Here is an 18,534-nt window from a genome sequence, read left to right on the forward strand (position 1 = left end):
GAGTGATGTCGTTCGATTCCCCGCACTTGGTTTGTGCGACTGCCTGGCGACAAGAAGAAGATTAGCACGCTGGTCGGGGTGGATTCACACGCCTTGTTTCCGGGGACCCGGGAGTGGAACGCCGGCCTCCGGCACCCACTCCTCAGAGGAGGAGCGCACGTGCGGGACACTGTCAGGAAGCCACCTCTACGATCCCTTGTGAGGGGTGACACTCATCGACTGGGCGGACAAGGGGAACCAGCCGTTTTCCCGGCGCGTGGATACGATCAGTAAGCAGTACCAGGACGACAACGACGGAGGAGGTGCCCCATGGGAGTCCTGAAGCGTTTCGAACAAAAGCTCGAAGGCATGGTGAACGGCACCTTCGCCAAGGTCTTCAAGTCCGAGGTCCAGCCCGTCGAGATCGCCGGCGCCCTCCAGCGTGAGTGCGACAACAACGCGACGATCTGGAACCGGGACCGGACGGTCGTCCCCAACGACTTCATCGTCGAGCTCAGCGCGCCCGACTACGAGCGCCTGAGCCCGTACTCCGGCCAGCTCGGCGACGAACTCTCCGGCCTGGTCCGCGACTACGCCAAGCAGCAGCGCTACACCTTCATGGGACCCATCAAGGTCCACCTGGAGAAGGCCGACGACCTGGACACGGGTCTCTACCGCGTACGCAGCCGCACGCTCGCCTCCAGCACCTCCCAGGTCGCCGCACCCGACGCAGGCCCGGGCCCCAGCGCCCCGGCCGCACCCCGAGGCGGCGGCTACGGCTACCCGCAGCCCTCCTCGGGCGGCGCACCGCCCATGCCGCCGGGCCCGCCCGGCGGCCGCCCGGCCACCCCGGACCGCAGGCCCCCCGCGGGCCCCGGCCCGATGCCCGGCGCCCAGACCAGACGCTGGATCGAGATCAACGGCACCCGCCACCAGATCTCCCGCCCCACGCTCGTCATGGGCCGCAGCACCGAGGCCGACGTACGGATCGACGACCCCGGCGTCTCCCGCCGGCACTGCGAAATCCGTACGGGCAACCCCGCGACGATCCAGGACCTCGGGTCCACCAACGGCATCGTGGTGGACGGGCAGCACACCACCCGCGCTACGCTCCGCGACGGCTCGCGGATCGTCGTGGGCAGCACCACCATCGTTTACCGGCAAGCCGAAGGGTGAAGCGGGGGCAATGTCAGAGCTGACCCTGACGGTCATGCGGCTAGGTTTCCTAGCTGTCCTGTGGCTATTTGTAATCGTGGCCGTCCAGGTCATCCGCAGCGACCTGTTCGGCACCCGTGTCACGCAGCGCGGCTCACGCCGCGGCAATGCGCCCGACACGCGTGCCCAGCAGCAGAACACCGGGGCGGGCCGCCAAGCCGCGCCCCCGCAGCAGCAGCGCCAGCGCCGCGGCGCACCGACCAAGCTGGTCGTCTCCGAGGGCAGCCTCACCGGAACCACGGTGGCGCTCCAGGGGCAGACCATCACGCTGGGCCGCGCGCACGATTCGACGATCGTGCTGGACGACGACTACGCGTCCAGCAGGCATGCCAGGATCTACCCGGACCGCGACGGCAACTGGATCGTCGAGGACCTGGGTTCCACCAACGGCACCTACCTCGACCGGAACCGGCTCACCACGCCGCAACCGATTCCGCTGGGCGCACCGATCCGCATCGGCAAGACCGTCATCGAGCTGCGGAAGTAGTACGACAATGAGCGAGCGGATCGAGCGAGCCGCAGCGGCCCTGGCGCAGGGCCCCCGAGCCCTGCCCGGGGCCCCGGGCGCGCTCTCGACCGGAGGGTGGGCAGTGTGGCTCGAAACCCGGTGTACCCGGAGCCGACGGGCGAGGTGCGTATGAGTCTGTCCCTGCGCTTCGCCGCCGGATCGCACAAGGGCATGATCCGCGAGGGTAACGAGGACTCCGGCTACGCCGGTCCGCGTCTCCTCGCGATCGCCGACGGCATGGGCGGCCAGGCCGCCGGCGAGGTCGCCTCCTCCGAGGTGATCTCCACGCTGGTCCAGCTCGACGACGACGTGCCCGGGTCGGACATCCTGACCTCCCTGGGCACCGCCGTGCAGCGGGCCAACGACCAGCTGCGCATGATGGTCGAGGAGGACTCCCAGCTGGAGGGCATGGGCACCACGCTCACCGCCCTGCTGTGGACCGGCCAGCGCCTGGGCCTCGTACACGTCGGGGACTCCCGCGCGTACCTGCTGCGCGACGGCGTCCTCACCCAGATCACGCAGGACCACACCTGGGTGCAGCGCCTCGTCGACGAGGGCCGCATCACCGAGGAAGAGGCCACCACCCACCCACAGCGCTCCCTGCTGATGCGCGCGCTGGGCAGCGGCGACCACGTCGAACCCGACCTCTCCATCCGTGAGGTGCGGGCCGGCGACCGCTATCTGATCTGCTCCGACGGCCTGTCCGGCGTCGTCTCCCATCAGACGATGGAGGAGACGCTCGCCAGCTACCAGGGACCGCAGGAGACCGTCCAGCACCTCATCGAGCTGGCACTGCGCGGCGGCGGCCCGGACAACATCACCTGCATCGTGGCCGACGTCCTGGACGTCGACGGCAACGACACCCTCGCCGGCCAGCTCAACGACACCCCGGTCGTCGTCGGCGCGGTCGCCGAGAACCAGCACCAGCTGCACGACACCGGCGCCATGCAGACCCCGGCCGGCCGTGCCGCGGGCCTGGGCCGCCCCGCACCGCAGCAGCCGCTGGGCGGCTTCGGCCCCGCGGGCAGCGGCGGCGGGTACGGCGGCAGCCTCCCGGACGACACGTTCGACATGTACAACGGCGAGGACTTCGTGAAGTCCCCCGGCCGCAAGTGGTTCAAGAGATCCCTGTACCTCGTGCTCGCGCTCGCCGTCGTCGGCGGCGGTCTGTACGGCGGCTACCGCTGGACCCAGACCCAGTACTACGTCGGCGCCAACGGCGAGCACGTCGCGCTGTACCGGGGCGTCGACCAGGACCTTCCGTGGGTCTCCCTCTCGACGATCGAGAAGGACCACCCCGACATCGAACTCAAGTACCTCCCGGACTTCCAGTCCAAGGAGGTCAGGGGCACGCTGCCCGCGAGCGACCTCGCCCAGGCACGCGAGAAGATCGAGAAGCTCGCGCTCCAGGCGTCCGCCTGCAAGAAGAAGTCCGAGCAGCGGTCCGCGCCGCCGAAGCCGCCGGCCACGCCCGACCCGGGCAAGTCGCCCGATGCCAAGGACGGCGCCAAGAAGCCGCCGAACTCGCCCACACCCACGACGAGCGCCCCCGCTCCCGGTCCCACCCTCTCCGAGGAAGAGCAGGAACTGGCCTCGCAGTGCGGTAAGCCGGCCACACCGTAGGGGGCCCACACCACCATGAGCGTTGTCACCAACACGACCACCATCGGCGCGATCGAAGCACCCAGCAGGCGCAACACCGAGCTGCTCATGCTCGCGTTCGCCGTCGCCATCCCGGTCTTCGCCTACGCCAACGTGGGCCTCGCCAAGGACGGCAGCCTGCCCGCAGGCATGCTCGGATACGGAGTGGGGCTCAGCCTCCTCGCCGGCATCGCGCACCTGATGATGCGCAAGTTCGCCCGGTACGCGGACCCGCTGATGCTGCCCATCGCGACCCTGCTCAACGGCCTGGGCCTGGTGCTGATCTGGCGCCTCGACCAGGAACCGGCCATCACCACCGCCGCACTCGGCGGGCCGATGGCGGCCAAGCAGCTGATGTGGTCGACCGTCGGCGTCGCACTCTTCCTGGGCGTCCTGCTGGTCCTCAAGGACCACCGCGTGCTCCAGCGCTACACGTACATCTCCATGGTCGTGGCCCTCGTGCTGCTGATCCTGCCGATGTTCTTCCCCGCCCGCTTCGGCGCGCGGATCTGGATCACCATCCCGGGCCTCGGCTCGCTCCAGCCCGGCGAGTTCGCCAAGATCATCATCGCGATCTTCTTCGCGGGCTATCTGATGGTCAAACGCGACGCCCTCGCCCTGGCCAGCCGCCGCTTCATGGGGATGTACCTGCCGCGCGGCCGCGACCTCGGCCCGATCATCGCCATCTGGGCGCTCAGCCTGATGATCCTGGTCTTCGAGACCGACCTCGGCACCTCGCTGCTGTTCTTCGGCCTCTTCGTGATCATGCTGTACGTCGCGACCGAGCGCACCAGCTGGGTCGTCTTCGGCCTCACCCTCAGCGCGGTCGGCGCCGTCACCGTCGCCTCCTTCGCCGGGCACGTCCAGGGCCGCGTCAACGACTGGCTGAACCCGCTGGCCACCAAGTGCGTCAACGGCGAATGCGGACTGGTCACCGAGACCGCCCAGTCGATGTTCTCCTTCGGCTCCGGCGGCCTCTTCGGCTCCGGCCTCGGCCAGGGCTACTCCCGCTTCATCGGCGGCATCGCCCCCAAGAGCGACTACATCCTCGCCACCGTCGGCGAGGAACTCGGTCTGACCGGCCTGATGGCGATCATCCTGCTGTACGGCCTGCTCATCGAGCGCGGCATCCGTACGGCGCTGGCCGCCCGGGACCCCTTCGGCAAGCTCCTGGCGATCGGCCTCTCCGGCGCCTTCGCGCTCCAGGTCTTCGTCGTCGCCGGCGGTGTCACCGGCCTCATCCCGCTGACCGGTATGACCATGCCGTTCATCGCGCAGGGCGGTTCCTCCGTGATCGCCAACTGGGCGCTCGTGGCCATCCTCCTGCGCATCAGCGACACCGCCCGGCGTCCCGCGCCCGCCCCCGCCCCGTCCCCCGACGCCGAGATGACCCAGGTGGTCCGCCCGTGAACAAGCCCCTGCGCCGGGTCGCAATCTTCTGCGGAATCCTGGTCCTCGCCCTGCTCGTTCGCGTCAACTGGGTCCAGTTCGTCCAGGGGGACAAGCTCAAGAACCACGGCGACAACCGCCGCGTCCTCGTCGAGCGCTACGCCCATCCGCGCGGCGACATCATCGTCGACGGCAAGGCCGTCACCGGCTCCGTCGAGGCGAAGAACGGCGACCTGAAGTACAAGCGCACCTACAAGGACGGCGCCATGTGGTCCCCCGTCACCGGGTTCGCCTCCCAGGTCTACGGCGCCACCCAGCTGGAGAAGATCCACGACGGCATCCTCTCCGGCACCGACGACCGTCTCTTCTTCGACCGCACGCTCGCCCTCTTCTCCAACGAGGAGAAGAAGGGCGGCAACGTCGTCACCACCCTCAACGGAGACGCCCAGCGCGCCGCCTACGAGGGGCTCAAGGGCAAGAAGGGCGCCGTCGCCGCCCTCGACCCAAAGACCGGCAAGATCCTCGCGCTGGCGAGCACCCCGTCGTACGACCCCTCCAAGATCGCGGGGATGGGCGACGCGGACGCCTGGAAGCAGCTCGACAAGAAGGTCAACCCGGACGACATCTCGCTCAACCGGGCACTGCGCCAGACCTACCCGCCCGGCTCGACCTTCAAGGTCGTCACCGCCGCCGCGGCCCTGGAGCACGGCAAGGTCAGCAACATCGACGACCCGACCGACACCCCGCTGCCGTGGACGTTGCCGGACACCAGGACCGAGCTCAAGAACGAAGGCGACATCCCCTGCAAGAACGCCACGCTGCGCGTCGCGCTGCAGTGGTCGTGCAACACGGTCTTCGGCAAGCTCGGCGTCGACGTCGGCAAGGACGCGATGAAGGAGACCGCGGAGAAGTTCGGCTTCAACAGCGAGCAGTTCACCCCGGTCCGCTCCAACGCGAGCGTCTGGCCCAAGAAGCTGGACCGCCCGCAGACCGCACTCTCCTCCATCGGCCAGTTCGAGACCGCCGCCACGCCCCTCCAGATGGCCATGGTCACCGCCGCCATCGCCAACGACGGCAAGCTCATGACCCCGTACATGGTCGACAAGCTGACCGACCCCAACCTGGACGTCGTCAAGCAGACCGACCCGACGGAGATGAGCCAGCCGCTCTCCGCGGACAACGCGCAGAAGGTCCAGCAGCTGATGGAGACCGTCGTCAAGGAGGGCACCGGCAAGAGGGCCCAGATCGACGGCGTCACCGTCGGCGGCAAGACCGGCACCGCCCAGCACGGCGTGAACAACGAGGGCAACCCCTACGCCTGGTTCATCTCCTACGCCAAGACCGACAAGGGCTCCCCGGTCGCGGTCGCCGTCGTCGTCGAGGACAGCGAGGCCGCGCGCGGCGACATCTCCGGTGGCGGCCTGGCCGCGCCGATCGCCAAGAACGTCATGAAGGCCGTGCTCGACCGCGCCAAGTAGACGCACGCCCCTGAGGGATGTTTCACGTGAAACGGTCGGACACATGCCGACGTTTCACGTGAAACAACCCGACGGAATCCACGGAAACCGACGTTTCACGTGAAACATCCCCACCGCCCCACCGGGTCCGACGTGACCCCCGTCACCACCCCTCACCATTCATGCACGTTGACGTACCGGTCAGGTATCAGGTGACGGTCGCGGGCCGACCGGGTGCGGACCGCCCGGTACCGTATGCGCGAACAGCACACCGCCGGACCACGCACAGGTGCGGTCGGGACAGACGGAGAGGGCTGGATTAGCTATGGAAGAGCCGCGTCGCCTCGGCGGCCGGTACGAGCTGGGCTCGGTGCTCGGCCGTGGTGGCATGGCCGAGGTCTACCTCGCCCAGGACACCCGGCTCGGCCGCACCGTCGCTGTGAAGACGCTCCGGGTGGACCTCGCCCGCGACCCGTCCTTCCAGGCCCGGTTCCGCCGTGAGGCCCAGTCGGCCGCCTCGCTCAACCACCCGGCGATCGTCGCCGTCTACGACACCGGCGAGGACTACGTCGACAACGTCTCCATCCCGTACATCGTGATGGAGTACGTCGACGGATCGACCCTGCGCGAACTCCTGCACTCCGGGCGCAAGCTGCTCCCCGAGCGCACCCTGGAGATGACCGTGGGCATCCTCCAGGCGCTGGAGTACTCGCACCGCGCCCAGATCGTCCACCGCGACATCAAGCCGGCCAACGTCATGCTGACGCGCACCGGCCAGGTCAAGGTCATGGACTTCGGCATCGCCCGCGCCATGGGCGACTCCGGCATGACGATGACCCAGACCGCCGCCGTGATCGGCACCGCCCAGTACCTCTCCCCAGAGCAGGCCAAGGGCGAGCAGGTCGACGCACGCTCCGACCTCTACTCCACCGGCTGCCTGCTGTACGAGCTGCTGACGGTACGTCCGCCCTTCATCGGCGACTCGCCGGTCGCGGTCGCCTACCAGCACGTACGCGAAGAGCCGCAGCCCCCGTCGAACTTCGACCCCGAGATCACGCCCGAGATGGACGCCATCGTCCTCAAGGCCCTGGTCAAGGACCCCGACTACCGCTACCAGTCGGCCGACGAGATGCGCGCCGACATCGAGGCCTGCCTCGACGGCCGCCCCGTCGCCGCCACCGCCGCCCTCGGCGCGGTCGGCTACGGCGGCTACGACACGTACGGCGGCAACGACCAGCCCACGACCGCCCTGCGGCAGACCGGCCAGGGCGGCCAGACCGCGATGATGCCTCCCGTCGCAGGCGGCGGCGACGGCTACGGCAACCAGAACGGCAACGGCGGCTACGACGAGCCGCAGGGACGCCGCCGCCAGCAGCCCAAGAAGAGCAACACCTCGACGATCCTGCTGGTCCTCGCGGGCATCCTGGTCCTCGTCGGCGCGGTCCTCATCGGCAACGCGGTGTTCAACAACAACAAGCCGCAGGAAAAGGCCGTCCCCAAGCTCATCGGCAAGGAGCTCGCGGACGCGGAGCTGTCGGCCAAGAACGTCGACATGGTCCTCAAGACGACCAGCAAGCCCTGCGACGACATGGACAAGGGCAAGATCTGCTCGCAGAACCCGGCAGCGGGCACCAACCTGCCCAAGGGCGGCTCCATCAACGTCGTCGTCTCGACCGGGGCACCCAAGGTCGAGGTCCCCGACGTCATGGAGCAGACCGAGAAGCGGGCCACCCAGCGGCTGACCAAGGAGGGCTTCACCCCCAAGGTCAAGCAGGAGGAGTCCGAGAAGCCCGAGGGCACGGTCATCGACCAGAACCCCAAGGGCGGCGAGCAGGCGGAGAAGAACTCCGACGTCACCATCGTCATCGCCAAGAAGAAGACGACGAAGCTCCCCGACCTCAAGGGCCAGACCTACGAGGCCGCCGAAGCGACCCTGAAGAGCCTCGGCTTCACCAGCATCACCAAGGCCGAGCAGGAGTCCGACCAGCAGCCCAACACGGTCATCAAGCAGACTCCCGACGCCGGCACCAAGGCCCTCCCCGACACGGGCATCACGCTGATCGTCGCCAAGCCCAAGGAGGGGCAGCCCCCGCCGGGCGGCGACACGGTGCAGATCCCCGGCGGATTCACCGGGAAGACCGTCGGCGAGGTCAGGGGCCCCCTCGAAGGCATGGGGCTGCGCGTGGTCGTGCCCGACGGCGCACCGGACGACGCCAAGGTGATGGGCACCAACCCGCCCGCAGGCAGCACCGTCGCCAAGGACAGCGAAGTCACCCTGGTGATCATCCCGGGCACCGGCGGCCACGGCGGTGGCGGCGGCGGAATCTTCGACTAGCACCACAGAGGCAAGCACCACACACGCAGCACCACACACAGCACCGCACAGGCAAGCACCGCACATGCCAAGGGGCCCCCGGCACACACCGTGCCGGGGGCCCCTCCGCATGCGGCCGCACGCAAGACCGTACGAACCGCTACCTCAGCTCCGCCGGAGGCGTCCGCTTGGCGTTCACCCGCTCCGTGCGCTCCAGCTCGCCCCACACGATGTAGCGGTACTTCGACGTGAACACCGGCGTGCACGTCGTCAGCGTGATGTAGCGGCCCGGCTTGGTCCTGCCGGACTCCCTCGGGATCGGGTCCAGCACCTTCACGTTGTACTTCGAGGTCTCCGGCAGGGAGGCGAACACCTTGTAGACGTACCAGGTGTCCTTCGTCTCGAAGACGATCGAGTCGCCTTCCTTCAGCTTGTCGATGTTGTGGAACTTCGCCCCGTGCCCGTCCCGGTGCGCGGCCAGCGAGAAGTTGCCCTGCCTGTCCGACGGCATGGCGGCCTTGACCGGGTCCGTGTAGTAGCCGGCGACACCCGCGTTGAGGGCCTTGGTGCTGGTGCCCTTGCGGACGAGCACCTCGCCGTTCTTCATCGCGGGCACGTGCAGGAAGCCGAGCCCGCCCTTTATGTCGATCTCGCCGGGCGCGGTGCTCTCCCACTGCTGGCGCACGTCGTCGCCCTGCTTGCCCGCCTCCCGGTCGGCCAGGACGTTCGTCCACCACAGCGAGTACGCCACGAAGAGCCCGAGCACCAGCCCCGCGGTGATCAGCAGCTCGCCGAAGACACTGATCGCCCCCGCGATGCGCCCGCGCGCCCCCGAGGTCCGCGGTGGCGCGGACTCCTTCGCCCGCTCGTCCTGCTCGGTACTCGCTGCCACCGCACCCGTCCCTCGTGTCCTGGTCACCGGCGTCGCCGGCCCCCGGCGGCCGCGTGCAGCCGCTCCGTCAGCCTCCGAGCGCCGACGGCATGCCCTTGCTCCGGGGGCGCTCCTCGACCATCTTGCCCCAGACGATCAGCCGGTACGTGCTGGTGAATTCCGGGGTGCACGTCGTCAGCGTGATGTACCGGCCGGGCTTGGTGAAACCGGAACCCGGCGGCACCGGCTGGATGACTCCCACGTTCGACGGCGAGGTCTGCGGCAGCGCCGACGTCATCTCGTACGTGTAGAAGGTGTCCTGCGTCTCCACGACGATCTTGTCGCCCTTGACCAGCTTGTTCACGTAGCGGAACGGCTCGCCGTGCGTGTTGCGGTGACCCGCCACCGCGAAGTTGCCCTGCTTGTCGCCGGGCATCGCCGTCTTCAGCCCGCCGTCCGCGTAGTGGCCGACCATGCCCCGGTCCAGCACCTTGTGCTTGTCGATGCCCTCGGCGACCGGCACCTTCACGTCCAGCTTCGGGATGTGCATGATCGCGAAGCCCTGCCCCGGCTCGAACGCCCCGGCCGGCTTCGCCCCGTCCTGCTTCGCCTTCTCCCAGCCGTCCTGGAGACTGTGCGCCGCCCCGTCGGCCTGCATACCGGCCCGGACGTTGGTCCACCACAGCTGGTACGTCACGAACAGCAGCATCACGACGCCGAAGGTGATGAACAGCTCCCCGACGAACCGGCTGACGACGACACCGGTGCTCTCCTTGCCCGCCGGTGCACGCCCCTTCGCACTCCTGCGGCGCTCCGCCCGGCCCCCCGTGGACACCGGTGCGAACTCCGGCTCCGGCTCGGCTATTCGGTGCTGCGGCGGCTCGTACGCAGCGGGCTCGGGCATGTACTGCTGCTGCGGCTGGGGCACGTGCGCCTGCGGCTGGGCCACATACGCCTGCTGCTGCGGTACGTACGTCTCCTGCTGCGGCGGCACATAAGCGGCCGGCTCCTGCGGCGCATACAGGGCTTCCTGCGGCTGCGCGTACGAAGCAGCCTGCTGCTGCTCCCCGTACCAGTCGCGCCGGTACCCCTGCGGGTCGTACCACTCCTGCTGCGGAGCCTGGTGGCCGCTGTACGCCCCGTGGGCGCCCTCGGAGCCCCCGCCGGGCTCCTGGACCCAGCCCGGCTGCTGCGCGCCCGGCAGCGGATCGTTCAGCGGGTCCGCGAGGCGGTCCACCGCCGCGCCGAGATCACCCTGCGCCCCGTACACCTGCTGCTGCGGGGCGTACCCGTCCCCGTAGGCATGGCCGTAGCCCTCCTGGGGAACGCCGTACCCCGCCGCGTCGTGCTCGGGACGCAGTGCCGTCACGCGAGCGCCTTGGCCGCACCCACCACCGGTGCCAACCCGGCCGACCGCGCCACCGCCTCCGTGTCACCGCACTGCACCAGCCAGTTGGCCAGCATCAGGTGACCCCACTCGGTGAGCACCGACTCCGGATGGAACTGCACGCCCTCGACCGGCAGGTCACGGTGGCGCAGCCCCATCACGATGCCGTCGGCGGTCCGCGCGGTCACCTCCAGCTCCGCCGGAACCGACTGAGGCTCCGCCGCCAGGGAGTGGTAACGCGTCGCGGTGAACGGCGACGGCAGCCCGGCGAACACGCCCGCACCCTCGTGCAGCACCGGCGACGTCTTGCCGTGCAGCAGCTCCGGCGCCCGGCCGACCACACCGCCGTACGCCACCGCCATCGACTGCATGCCCAGGCACACCCCGAACACCGGGATCCCGTTGTCCGCACAGTGCTTCACCATGTCGATGCAGACGCCCGCCTGCTCCGGAGCGCCCGGCCCCGGTGACAGCAGCACGCCGTCGAACCCGTCCTGGGCGTGGCTCAGCTCCACCTCGTCGTTGCGCAGCACCTCGCACTCGGCGCCCAGCTGGTACAGGTACTGGACCAGGTTGAAGACGAAGCTGTCGTAGTTGTCGACGACCAGAATGCGCGCGCTCATGAGGTGTTCGACCCGTTCTTTCCGTCGACCGTCACATCACCGAACGGCAGCAGGGGCTCCGCCCACGGGAACACGTACTGGAAGAGCACGTACACCACCGCCAGGACCAGCACGATCGAGATCAGCGCCCGCACCCATGTGTTGCCCGGCAGATGCCGCCAGATCCAGCCGTACATGCTGTCCCTTCCCGTTCGGTGGTCACCAGACTAAAGGGCGGGGGCAAGCAACAGGGGGCGCCCGTCCAAAGCGGGGACTCAGCCTTCCAGAGCCGTGGGCCTGCCTTTGCCGACCGGTTGCGTGGCGTCCAGGTGCGCCCAGACGATCAGCCGGTGGCTGCTGCCCCACTCCGGGTCGCAGGTGGTGAGCGTCAGATAGCGGCCGGGCCCGTCGAACCCGGCCTTGCGCGGCACCGGGTCGACGACACCCACGTCGCTGGGGACGGTGAGGTACGGCTTCTTCTCGATGCGGTACGTGAACCAGGTCGTCCCGTCGTTCACCACCACCGCGTCCCCGCGCCGCAGCTCGGGGAAGTCCTTGAAGGGGTCGCCGTACGTCCTGCGGTGCCCGGCGACGGCGAAGTTTCCGGTCTCGCCCAGGCGGGCGGTGCCCGCGTAGTGGCCCAGGCCCTTCTTCAGGGTGCCGGTGCCGGTGCCCTCAAGGACCGGCCAGTCCCACTTCCTGCCGAAGCGGGGCACGTACATCACGGCGAAGGGCTTGCCGTCCTCGTAGGCGGGTCCGGTGGGCTCCGTGCCCTGTCCGGTCGCCCCTGTGACAGCGGGCGCCGGCGCTGGTGCGAGGGAACGCTGCGCCCACTGCCGCTCCAGTGTGTCGATCTGGCCCGCGGAGGCGCCGTCGGCCTGCACACCGGTCCAGAAGAGCACGTACACGACGAACAGGACGATGAGCGCGCCCGCGGTGATGCAGAGTTCGCTGAACGTCCTCACGACCAGTCGCACCGACCCCACCGACACCGGGGCAGCCCCCCTCCCGAGCCCCTACGGCTGTTGCACGGGCTTCGCGTAGTGGAGATCCACTGTGCCCGAGTAACCGGGGAGAGTCACCGTCTCGTGCTCGTCGACTTTCCATCCGAGTCCGTACGCCTTGACGTACAGCTGGTAGTTCTGGAGCGCCGGGGAGGCGGCGAGGGACTGCTTGAGGCGGCCGCGGTCACCCACCGCGGTGACGGTGTACGGAGGCGAGTAGACGCGGCCCTGGAGGATCAGGGTGTTGCCGACGCAGCGCACCGCGCTGGTGGAGATGAGGCGCTGGTCCATGACCTGGATGCCGCGGGCGCCGCCCTCCCACAGGGCGTTGACGACGGCCTGGAGGTCCTGCTGGTGGATGACCAGGTCGTTGGGGTGCGGCTTGGGGTAGCCGGGGTTGGCGGTGGCACCGGGCGGGGCGTCGTTGAGGGTGACCGTGACGGCGCCGCCGGCCAGTTTCTTCGTCCCCGCCGCCTTCTCCAGCACACCCAGCTTGGCGTCCTCGGCCTGGGTGCTGCCGTCGTCGCGGCGGGCGAGGGCGTCGACCTCGCCGCGCACCACGGCGGTGGACTTCTCCAGTTCCTTGTTCTTGTCGCTGCGCTGGCGGGTGAGGTCGGAGAGCTTCAGCAGGGAGTCGTCCGAGCGGATGTTGGTGCCCTTGGCCGTGTTGAAGCTGGTGACGAAGATGAGCCCGGCGAGGGCGAACACGGCGGCGGTCAGCAGGCGCACGGGACGCAGCCCCGGACGTCGTACAGGCGGCCGGTCGGTGTCCCTCTCCGGCGGCCGATCCGTGGACTGCTCCGGAGAGTCGGCAGAATTGCTCATACCCTTATCTCCTTCGACGCCGCGGAAGCACTACGCTAACGGACGCCCGGGGGAGGCCGTGTTTCCCCTGCTGGCTCCCGTCTGCCCCTTGGCGTCACGCCACAGTTCTCTGCGCGGTAACGCAGCGCATCGACAGGAGAGTCCCTCGTGCCGAAGTCACGTATCCGCAAGAAGGCCGATTTCACGCCTCCGCCCGCCGCGAAGAAGGCGACGGCGATCAAGCTGACCAGCCGCAGCTGGGTCGCGCCGGTGATGCTGGCGCTGTTCCTGATCGGGCTCGCCTGGATCGTGCTGTTCTACGTGACCGAGGGCGACCTGCCGATCAAGAGCCTGGAGAACTGGAACATCGTGGTCGGCTTCGGCTTCATCGCCGCCGGCTTCGGCGTCTCCACGCAGTGGAAGTAGGGGCCTGAGCGCGGGGCCGCGGCTGCACACCGGGGCCCCGTTCCACAAGCACTCCCCAGAACTGTCCACAGCGTTATCCACACCTGAGGAAAAGTTACGACGATCTGTGGATAACTCCCACGCTGTTGACGCCAGTGTGATCGCATCCTCACTCCGCACCCCCCTGACGCCCCTTGTCCTGGCCGGGAAAACCCAGCTCAGCGACGAGGGGCTCAGTTGTTCCCGCGTTTCCCCACAGCGTGCACAGCCGTCGCCACGCGCTGTGGACAACGTCCGAAGGGCCGGGCCGAAAGTCCGTTGCCCACAGCCGCTCAGGCGATCAGCGTCGCCGTCCTGACCAGCACCGTCACCAGCACGGCGACGAACACCAGGCCGAAGGTCCCGGCCTGGACGAGGTTCCGCTTCTCCCGGGGCGCGTACACCAGGCCCAGCGCCAGCAGCAGGCCCCCGACGAGACCGCCGATGTGCGCGGTCCACGAGATGCCCGGGACGCCGAAGGTGATGATCAGGTTGATCACCAGCAGGGCGATGACCGGCCGCATGTCGTACTTCATGCGCTTCATCAGCACCGCGGTCGCACCGAACAGCCCGAAGATCGCTCCCGACGCGCCCAGCGACCCGGCGCCGGGCGCGGAGACCGCGTACGTCAGCGCACTGCCCGCGAGCCCGGACAGCAGGTACAGGGCGAGGTAGCGGGTGCGCCCCAGCGCCGCCTCCAGCGGTCCGCCGATCCACCACAGGCTGAGCATGTTGAAGGCGATGTGCCAGATCGCCTGGTGCAGGAACATCGAGGTGACCAGCCGGTACCACTCACCGGCCGCCACCCCTTCGAACATCGGGTACGGCGGCGGGGGCCAGGCGCCGACCAGGACGAGGTCGTTGATGATGCGCTCGCCGGTCTCCGGAATCAGGGTGAGCCCGAACACCAGCAGATTGATCGCGAGCAGAATCTTGGTGACCAGCCGCGGATCCCCGCCCCGCACCACACTGCCCACCACGTTCCGCGGCTGGTTCGCCCCCGGCGCGTGCCCGGTCCCCGAGCCGTCGCGCACGCAGTCCGGGCACTGGAAGCCCACCGACGCGCTGACCATGCAGTCGGTACAGATCGGCTTCTCGCACCGGGTGCACCGGATGCCGGTCTCCCGGTCGGGATGCCGGTAGCAGTGCGCCACCGGCTCCTGCGCGTCGTCGGCGGGCTGCGGGTCCGGGCTCTTCGGCGGCTGCTCCATACCGTCCATTGTCACGACTGCGCGCGGTGCCCGGCCACAACCTCAGCCACGACCTCTGCCACAACCACTGCCACGGCCTCGGCGCACACTCATCGCTTCTCGACGACGACGGTCTCCACGACGACGTCCGTCACGGGCCGCTCGGTGCGCGGATTGCGCTCGGCGCGGGCGATCGCGTCGACGACCCGCTTGCTCTTCTCGTCGGCGACCTCGCCGAAGATCGTGTGCTTGCGGTTGAGCATCACGGTCGGCTCGACGGTGATGAAGAACTGCGAGCCGTTGGTGCCGGGCCCGGCATTCGCCATGGCGAGCAGATACGGCTTGTTGAAGCTCAGCTCGGGGTGGAACTCGTCCGCGAACTCGTATCCGGGACCGCCCATCCCGTTCCCCAGCGGATCACCGCCCTGAATCATGAACCCGCTGATCACCCGGTGGAAGATCGTGCCGTCGTACAGCTTCGCGGTGGTCTTCTCACCCGTGCCCGGGTGCGTCCACTCGCGTTCGCCGCGGGCGAGCTCGACGAAGTTGCGGACCGTCTTGGGCGCGTGGTTCGGCAGCAGCCGGATGTCGATGTCGCCCTGGCTGGTCCTGAGAGTGGCGTAGAGCTGCTCGGCCACGGGTCTCCTCCGCGTGTGTCCTGGTGGGCCCGCTGTGTCGCTCCAGCCGGGCGTGCGTCGAATCCTCGCACGCGGCACCTCCCACCGGCCCGGACCGGGCCCCTGCGACCGCTTGCCGACCGGCTTTCTTCGGACGAGTACGCCCGGAACCGGCGCGGCCGACCGAGAAGCGTGGCATTGTCGTCCGCAGTTCCCCTTGCACCGTATTTGCCCCACCGTCTCCGTTCATGACCGTTCATGACCCGGATGCCCTTCCGCACATGCCGGATATGGCTGTGCCGGGCATGATTTCGATTCGGGTGGAAAGGCGCATCGACGAAGCGCCACCGAGGAGGAGGATTTCCGTGACCCGTAAGGACAGCGTGCGCCACGCGACCAGTACGGCGAAGGACAGCGTGCGACACGCCGCCGAAGTGGTGGCGCCCTACGCGGGCACGGCCAAGGACACGGCCGTGCACTACGCGCACGAAGCCCGCACCAAGATCGCCCCCCGGGTTTCGCAGGCCACCCTGCAGGCCGCCGAGCAGGCCCGCGCCCAGTACGGGGCGCACCTCGCCCCCCGTATCGAGCAGGCTCGTACCCATGTGCCGGCCCGGGTGGACGAAGCGGCCCACAAGGCGGCCGTACGTGCCAGGAAGGCGGCCAAGCAGGCCGCGGACTACGCGGCGCCGCGCGTCGAGCAGGCCGTCGCCGCGGCCCAGCCGGTGCGTGAGGAGGCGGCGGCCCGCAGCACGGCCGCGCTCGCCGCACTGCGCGGCCAGGTCTCCGCGAAGGAGGTCCAGAAGCTGGTGCGCAAGCACGAGCGCCGGGCCCGTTCGGGGCGGCTCGCCAAGCGCCTGACCGTACTGGGGCTGCTGGCCGGTGGCGCGTTCGCCGCCTGGAAGTGGTGGGACAAGCAGGCCAACCCGGACTGGCTGGTCGAGCCCCCGGCCGCCACCGAGGTCCACGACCGCACCCCGCTGACCTCGGTCGACAGCAACGGCAAGGCCGTGCTCGACCCCGAGGTCGAGGCCAAGCAGGCCGAGGCGGAGGCCGCGGACCCCGAGGACCGCTGACCCCACCTCATACGCACGACCTGGCAAAGGTCCCCCCGACCTGCGGTTTCGCAGATCAGGGGGACCTTTTGCCGTTCTGCCCCGACCGGCCCGCTCAGGCGTTGAGATACGCCAGAACCGCGAGCACCCGACGGTTGCTGTCGCTCGACGCCGGCAGCAGAAGCTTGCTGAAGATGCTGGAGATGTGCTTGGCGGCGGCGCCCTCGGTGACGGTGAGCCGCTGGGCTATCGCCAGGTTCGAGCAGCCCTCGGCCATCAGCGACAGCACCTCCCGCTCGCGCGCGCTGAGCGAGGCGAGCGGTTCGTCCCGGGCGTGGCTCGTCATCAGCTGGGCGACGACGGCCGGGTCCATGGCCGTGCCGCCGGCCGCCACCCGTCGCACGGAGTCGATGAACTGCTCGTCGTCCAGGACGCTGTCCTTCAGCAGATAGCCGATCCCGCCGGTGCCGTCGGCCAGCAGCTCACGGGCGTACATCTGCTCGACGTGCTGGGACAGGACGAGGATCGGCAGGCCCGGCTGCTCGCGGCGGGCCCGCAGGGCGGCCTCGAGGCCCTCGGTGGTGAAGGTGGGCGGAAGCCGTACGTCGACGACGGCCACGTCGGGGCGGTGCTCGGCGAGCGCGGCGGCGAGGTCCGTGCCGTTGTCCACAGCGGCGACGACTTCGAAGCCGTAATCCTCGAACAGCTGGACGATCCCCTGTCTCAGGAGGAAGAGGTCTTCTGCGAGGACAACGCGCACGGCAACTCCATCTTCATCACGGTCGGACCACCCCGAGGGCTGTCGATCTCCAAGACCCCGTCAAAGGATGCCAGCCGTCGCCGAATGCCCTCCAGACCGCTCCCGGCGGACAGATCGGCGCCGCCCCGGCCGTCGTCGGTGACCAGGGCGGTCAGGACGCCGTCCGCGTACCGGGCCACGAGCTGCACCGTTTCGGCGTCGGCGTGCTTGAGGGCGTTGGCCAGCAGCTCCGAGACCGCGAAGTACACGGCGGACTCGACCGGGTCGGGCAGCGGTCCTGGCAGATCCGTCTCGACGCTGACGCCCAGCGGGCTGGCCAGGCCCAGGGCGCGCAGGGCGTCGGCCAGGCCGCGCTCGGCGAGCACCGGCGGGTGGATGCCGTGGACCAGGTCGCGCAGTTCGCGCAGGGCCTGTACCGAGGAGGAGCGGGCCTGGCGCAGCAGCAGCCGGGCCGCTTCCGGGTCCTGGGTCATTTTGCGTTCCACGGAGCCGAGCTGGAGGCCCAGGCTGACCAGCCGGGCCTGGGCGCCGTCGTGCAGGTCGCGTTCGATGCGGCGCAGTTCGGCGGCCTGTACGTCCAGGGCGCCGGAGCGGGTCTCCGCCAGGTGCCGCACGCGGGAGGTCAGTCGGGACCCGCGGGTCGGGCCGAGCAGGAAGCGCACGAAGTGGGCGTAGCCCCGGAGCACCAAGGGGCTGAGGAAGACCCAGGCCGCGAACACCGCGACGGTCAGCAGCCCCGCGGCCAGTGCTGCCGGCCAGCTGTCGATGGTGACGGACGCGTACCAGCGTCCCGTTCCGTCGTCGGCGAGGGGCAGCCAGAGGCCGCAGGCCAGGAGCAGACCCTCCCCGGCGTAGTAGAGCAGGGCGGCCGGCAGGAAACCGGCGAGGCCGACGACGCAGTTGAGCAGCAGCCACAGCAGGTCCCGCCAGGTCGCGGGGTCGGCGAGGATCCACTTGCAGGTGCGCATCCAGCCGACGATGTCCTTCTCGACCTCTTCCGGAGCAGGCTGGTACGGCCGCTCCACGGGGACGCCCCAGCGGGCGGCCGCACGCCTGTTGAGGTCGGCCAGCCGGCGTACGGCCCGGGTCAGATACGGCAGCGCGAGGAAGCCGATACCGATCACGCACAGGATGACGAAGTAGGACGTGGTGACGAAGAGAACGACCGACAGCAGGGCCCCGGTGGCGATCGCGACACCGGACAGGGTGGCCGAAGAGGCCCGGACCAGTCGGCCCCGCCATGTGGCCGGCACAGTCTGCATGCCCTCATGATCCCGTCCCCGGCCCGCCGCCCCCT

18 protein-coding genes are annotated in these 18,534 nt (G+C 69.4%); 8 read left to right on the forward strand and 10 right to left on the reverse strand.

Annotated features, from left to right (window positions below; genetic code table 11):
• Positions 1-309: 309 nt before the first annotated feature.
• From IE269_RS10165 to pknB, 6 genes are all read left to right on the forward strand, one after another.
• Positions 310-1,155: an FhaA domain-containing protein gene (locus tag IE269_RS10165; protein WP_189822497.1), complete on the forward strand. Its 846-nt coding sequence runs from the start codon at positions 310-312 to the stop codon at positions 1,153-1,155.
• Positions 1,156-1,165: 10 nt separating this feature from the next.
• Positions 1,166-1,681, forward strand: coding sequence for an FHA domain-containing protein FhaB/FipA (locus IE269_RS10170; RefSeq protein ID WP_189822498.1), 516 nt, complete (start codon positions 1,166-1,168; stop codon positions 1,679-1,681).
• 150 nt (positions 1,682-1,831) lie between these two features.
• Positions 1,832-3,325 carry a Stp1/IreP family PP2C-type Ser/Thr phosphatase gene (locus IE269_RS10175; RefSeq protein WP_189822499.1) on the forward strand — a complete coding sequence of 498 codons (1,494 nt, stop codon included), beginning with the start codon at positions 1,832-1,834 and terminating at the stop codon, positions 3,323-3,325.
• A 15-nt stretch (positions 3,326-3,340) separates the two neighbouring features.
• Positions 3,341-4,753 carry an FtsW/RodA/SpoVE family cell cycle protein gene (locus IE269_RS10180; protein ID WP_189822500.1) on the forward strand — a complete coding sequence of 471 codons (1,413 nt, stop codon included), beginning with the start codon at positions 3,341-3,343 and terminating at the stop codon, positions 4,751-4,753.
• The gene (locus tag IE269_RS10185) at positions 4,750-6,210 is read left to right on the forward strand and encodes a peptidoglycan D,D-transpeptidase FtsI family protein (RefSeq protein ID WP_189822501.1); all 1,461 of its coding nucleotides are present in this window, start codon (positions 4,750-4,752) and stop codon (positions 6,208-6,210) included. The genes IE269_RS10180 and IE269_RS10185 overlap by 4 nt, the downstream gene beginning before the upstream one ends.
• A 304-nt stretch (positions 6,211-6,514) precedes the next feature.
• Positions 6,515-8,524, forward strand: coding sequence for a Stk1 family PASTA domain-containing Ser/Thr kinase (pknB, locus tag IE269_RS10190; RefSeq protein WP_189822502.1), 2,010 nt, complete (start codon positions 6,515-6,517; stop codon positions 8,522-8,524).
• 139 nt (positions 8,525-8,663) lie between these two features.
• Here the strand turns inward: pknB and IE269_RS10195 are convergent, their stop codons facing one another.
• From IE269_RS10195 to IE269_RS10220, 6 genes are all read right to left on the reverse strand, one after another.
• Positions 8,664-9,395, reverse strand: coding sequence for a class E sortase (locus IE269_RS10195; RefSeq protein WP_189822503.1), 732 nt, complete (start codon positions 9,393-9,395; stop codon positions 8,664-8,666).
• Between the two features lie 67 nt (positions 9,396-9,462).
• Positions 9,463-10,611 (reverse strand): class E sortase, encoded by a 1,149-nt coding sequence (locus tag IE269_RS10200; protein ID WP_438817538.1) that lies wholly within the window; start codon positions 10,609-10,611, stop codon positions 9,463-9,465.
• Positions 10,612-10,739: 128 nt separating this feature from the next.
• A complete protein-coding gene (locus tag IE269_RS10205) occupies positions 10,740-11,384 on the reverse strand; it encodes an aminodeoxychorismate/anthranilate synthase component II (protein WP_189822505.1) in 645 nt (214 codons plus the stop codon).
• The gene (locus IE269_RS10210; protein ID WP_189822506.1) at positions 11,381-11,560 is read right to left on the reverse strand and encodes a hypothetical protein; all 180 of its coding nucleotides are present in this window, start codon (positions 11,558-11,560) and stop codon (positions 11,381-11,383) included. The genes IE269_RS10205 and IE269_RS10210 overlap by 4 nt, the downstream gene beginning before the upstream one ends.
• A gap of 78 nt (positions 11,561-11,638) precedes the next feature.
• A complete protein-coding gene (locus IE269_RS10215) occupies positions 11,639-12,328 on the reverse strand; it encodes a class E sortase (RefSeq protein WP_229897524.1) in 690 nt (229 codons plus the stop codon).
• A gap of 51 nt (positions 12,329-12,379) precedes the next feature.
• A complete protein-coding gene (locus tag IE269_RS10220) occupies positions 12,380-13,192 on the reverse strand; it encodes a DUF881 domain-containing protein (RefSeq protein ID WP_189822508.1) in 813 nt (270 codons plus the stop codon).
• 147 nt (positions 13,193-13,339) lie between these two features.
• Here IE269_RS10220 and crgA point away from each other — a divergent pair, with 147 nt between their 5' ends.
• Positions 13,340-13,597, forward strand: coding sequence for a cell division protein CrgA (gene crgA, locus IE269_RS10225; RefSeq protein WP_189822509.1), 258 nt, complete (start codon positions 13,340-13,342; stop codon positions 13,595-13,597).
• Between the two features lie 311 nt (positions 13,598-13,908).
• Here crgA and IE269_RS10230 read toward each other — a convergent pair whose 3' ends face one another.
• Positions 13,909-14,826 (reverse strand): rhomboid family intramembrane serine protease, encoded by a 918-nt coding sequence (locus IE269_RS10230; RefSeq protein ID WP_189822510.1) that lies wholly within the window; start codon positions 14,824-14,826, stop codon positions 13,909-13,911.
• A gap of 89 nt (positions 14,827-14,915) precedes the next feature.
• Positions 14,916-15,443 (reverse strand): peptidylprolyl isomerase, encoded by a 528-nt coding sequence (locus IE269_RS10235; protein ID WP_189822511.1) that lies wholly within the window; start codon positions 15,441-15,443, stop codon positions 14,916-14,918.
• A 344-nt stretch (positions 15,444-15,787) separates the two neighbouring features.
• Here IE269_RS10235 and IE269_RS10240 point away from each other — a divergent pair, with 344 nt between their 5' ends.
• Positions 15,788-16,498, forward strand: coding sequence for a DUF5324 family protein (locus IE269_RS10240; protein WP_189822512.1), 711 nt, complete (start codon positions 15,788-15,790; stop codon positions 16,496-16,498).
• 94 nt (positions 16,499-16,592) lie between these two features.
• Here IE269_RS10240 and IE269_RS10245 read toward each other — a convergent pair whose 3' ends face one another.
• Positions 16,593-17,237, reverse strand: a complete 645-nt coding sequence (locus IE269_RS10245) for a response regulator transcription factor (protein ID WP_189822513.1) — start codon at positions 17,235-17,237, stop codon at positions 16,593-16,595.
• On the reverse strand, positions 17,201-18,499 hold the full coding sequence (locus IE269_RS10250) for a sensor histidine kinase (RefSeq protein WP_189822514.1): 1,299 nt from the start codon (positions 18,497-18,499) through the stop codon (positions 17,201-17,203). Before IE269_RS10250 ends, IE269_RS10245 begins: the two co-directional genes overlap by 37 nt.
• Positions 18,500-18,534 lie beyond the last annotated feature (35 nt).

The sequence above is a fragment of the Streptomyces spiroverticillatus genome (assembly GCA_014650415.1).
Classification (GTDB): Bacteria; Actinomycetota; Actinomycetes; order Streptomycetales; family Streptomycetaceae; genus Streptomyces; species Streptomyces spiroverticillatus.

What these genes read in the sequence shown, in the direction of transcription:
- pknB (WP_189822502.1), top strand. Translation starts at nt 6,515, where the DNA reads ATGGAAGAGCCGCGTCGCCTCGGCGGCCGGTACGAGCTGGGCTCGGTG.
- IE269_RS10205 (WP_189822505.1), bottom strand. Translation starts at nt 11,384, where the DNA reads ATGAGCGCGCGCATTCTGGTCGTCGACAACTACGACAGCTTCGTCTTC.
- IE269_RS10210 (WP_189822506.1), bottom strand. Translation starts at nt 11,560, where the DNA reads ATGTACGGCTGGATCTGGCGGCATCTGCCGGGCAACACATGGGTGCGG.
- IE269_RS10230 (WP_189822510.1), bottom strand. Translation starts at nt 14,826, where the DNA reads ATGGAGCAGCCGCCGAAGAGCCCGGACCCGCAGCCCGCCGACGACGCG.
- IE269_RS10175 (WP_189822499.1), top strand. Translation starts at nt 1,832, where the DNA reads ATGAGTCTGTCCCTGCGCTTCGCCGCCGGATCGCACAAGGGCATGATC.
- IE269_RS10250 (WP_189822514.1), bottom strand. Translation starts at nt 18,499, where the DNA reads ATGCAGACTGTGCCGGCCACATGGCGGGGCCGACTGGTCCGGGCCTCT.
- IE269_RS10165 (WP_189822497.1), top strand. Translation starts at nt 310, where the DNA reads ATGGGAGTCCTGAAGCGTTTCGAACAAAAGCTCGAAGGCATGGTGAAC.
- IE269_RS10220 (WP_189822508.1), bottom strand. Translation starts at nt 13,192, where the DNA reads ATGAGCAATTCTGCCGACTCTCCGGAGCAGTCCACGGATCGGCCGCCG.
- IE269_RS10170 (WP_189822498.1), top strand. Translation starts at nt 1,166, where the DNA reads ATGTCAGAGCTGACCCTGACGGTCATGCGGCTAGGTTTCCTAGCTGTC.
- IE269_RS10180 (WP_189822500.1), top strand. Translation starts at nt 3,341, where the DNA reads ATGAGCGTTGTCACCAACACGACCACCATCGGCGCGATCGAAGCACCC.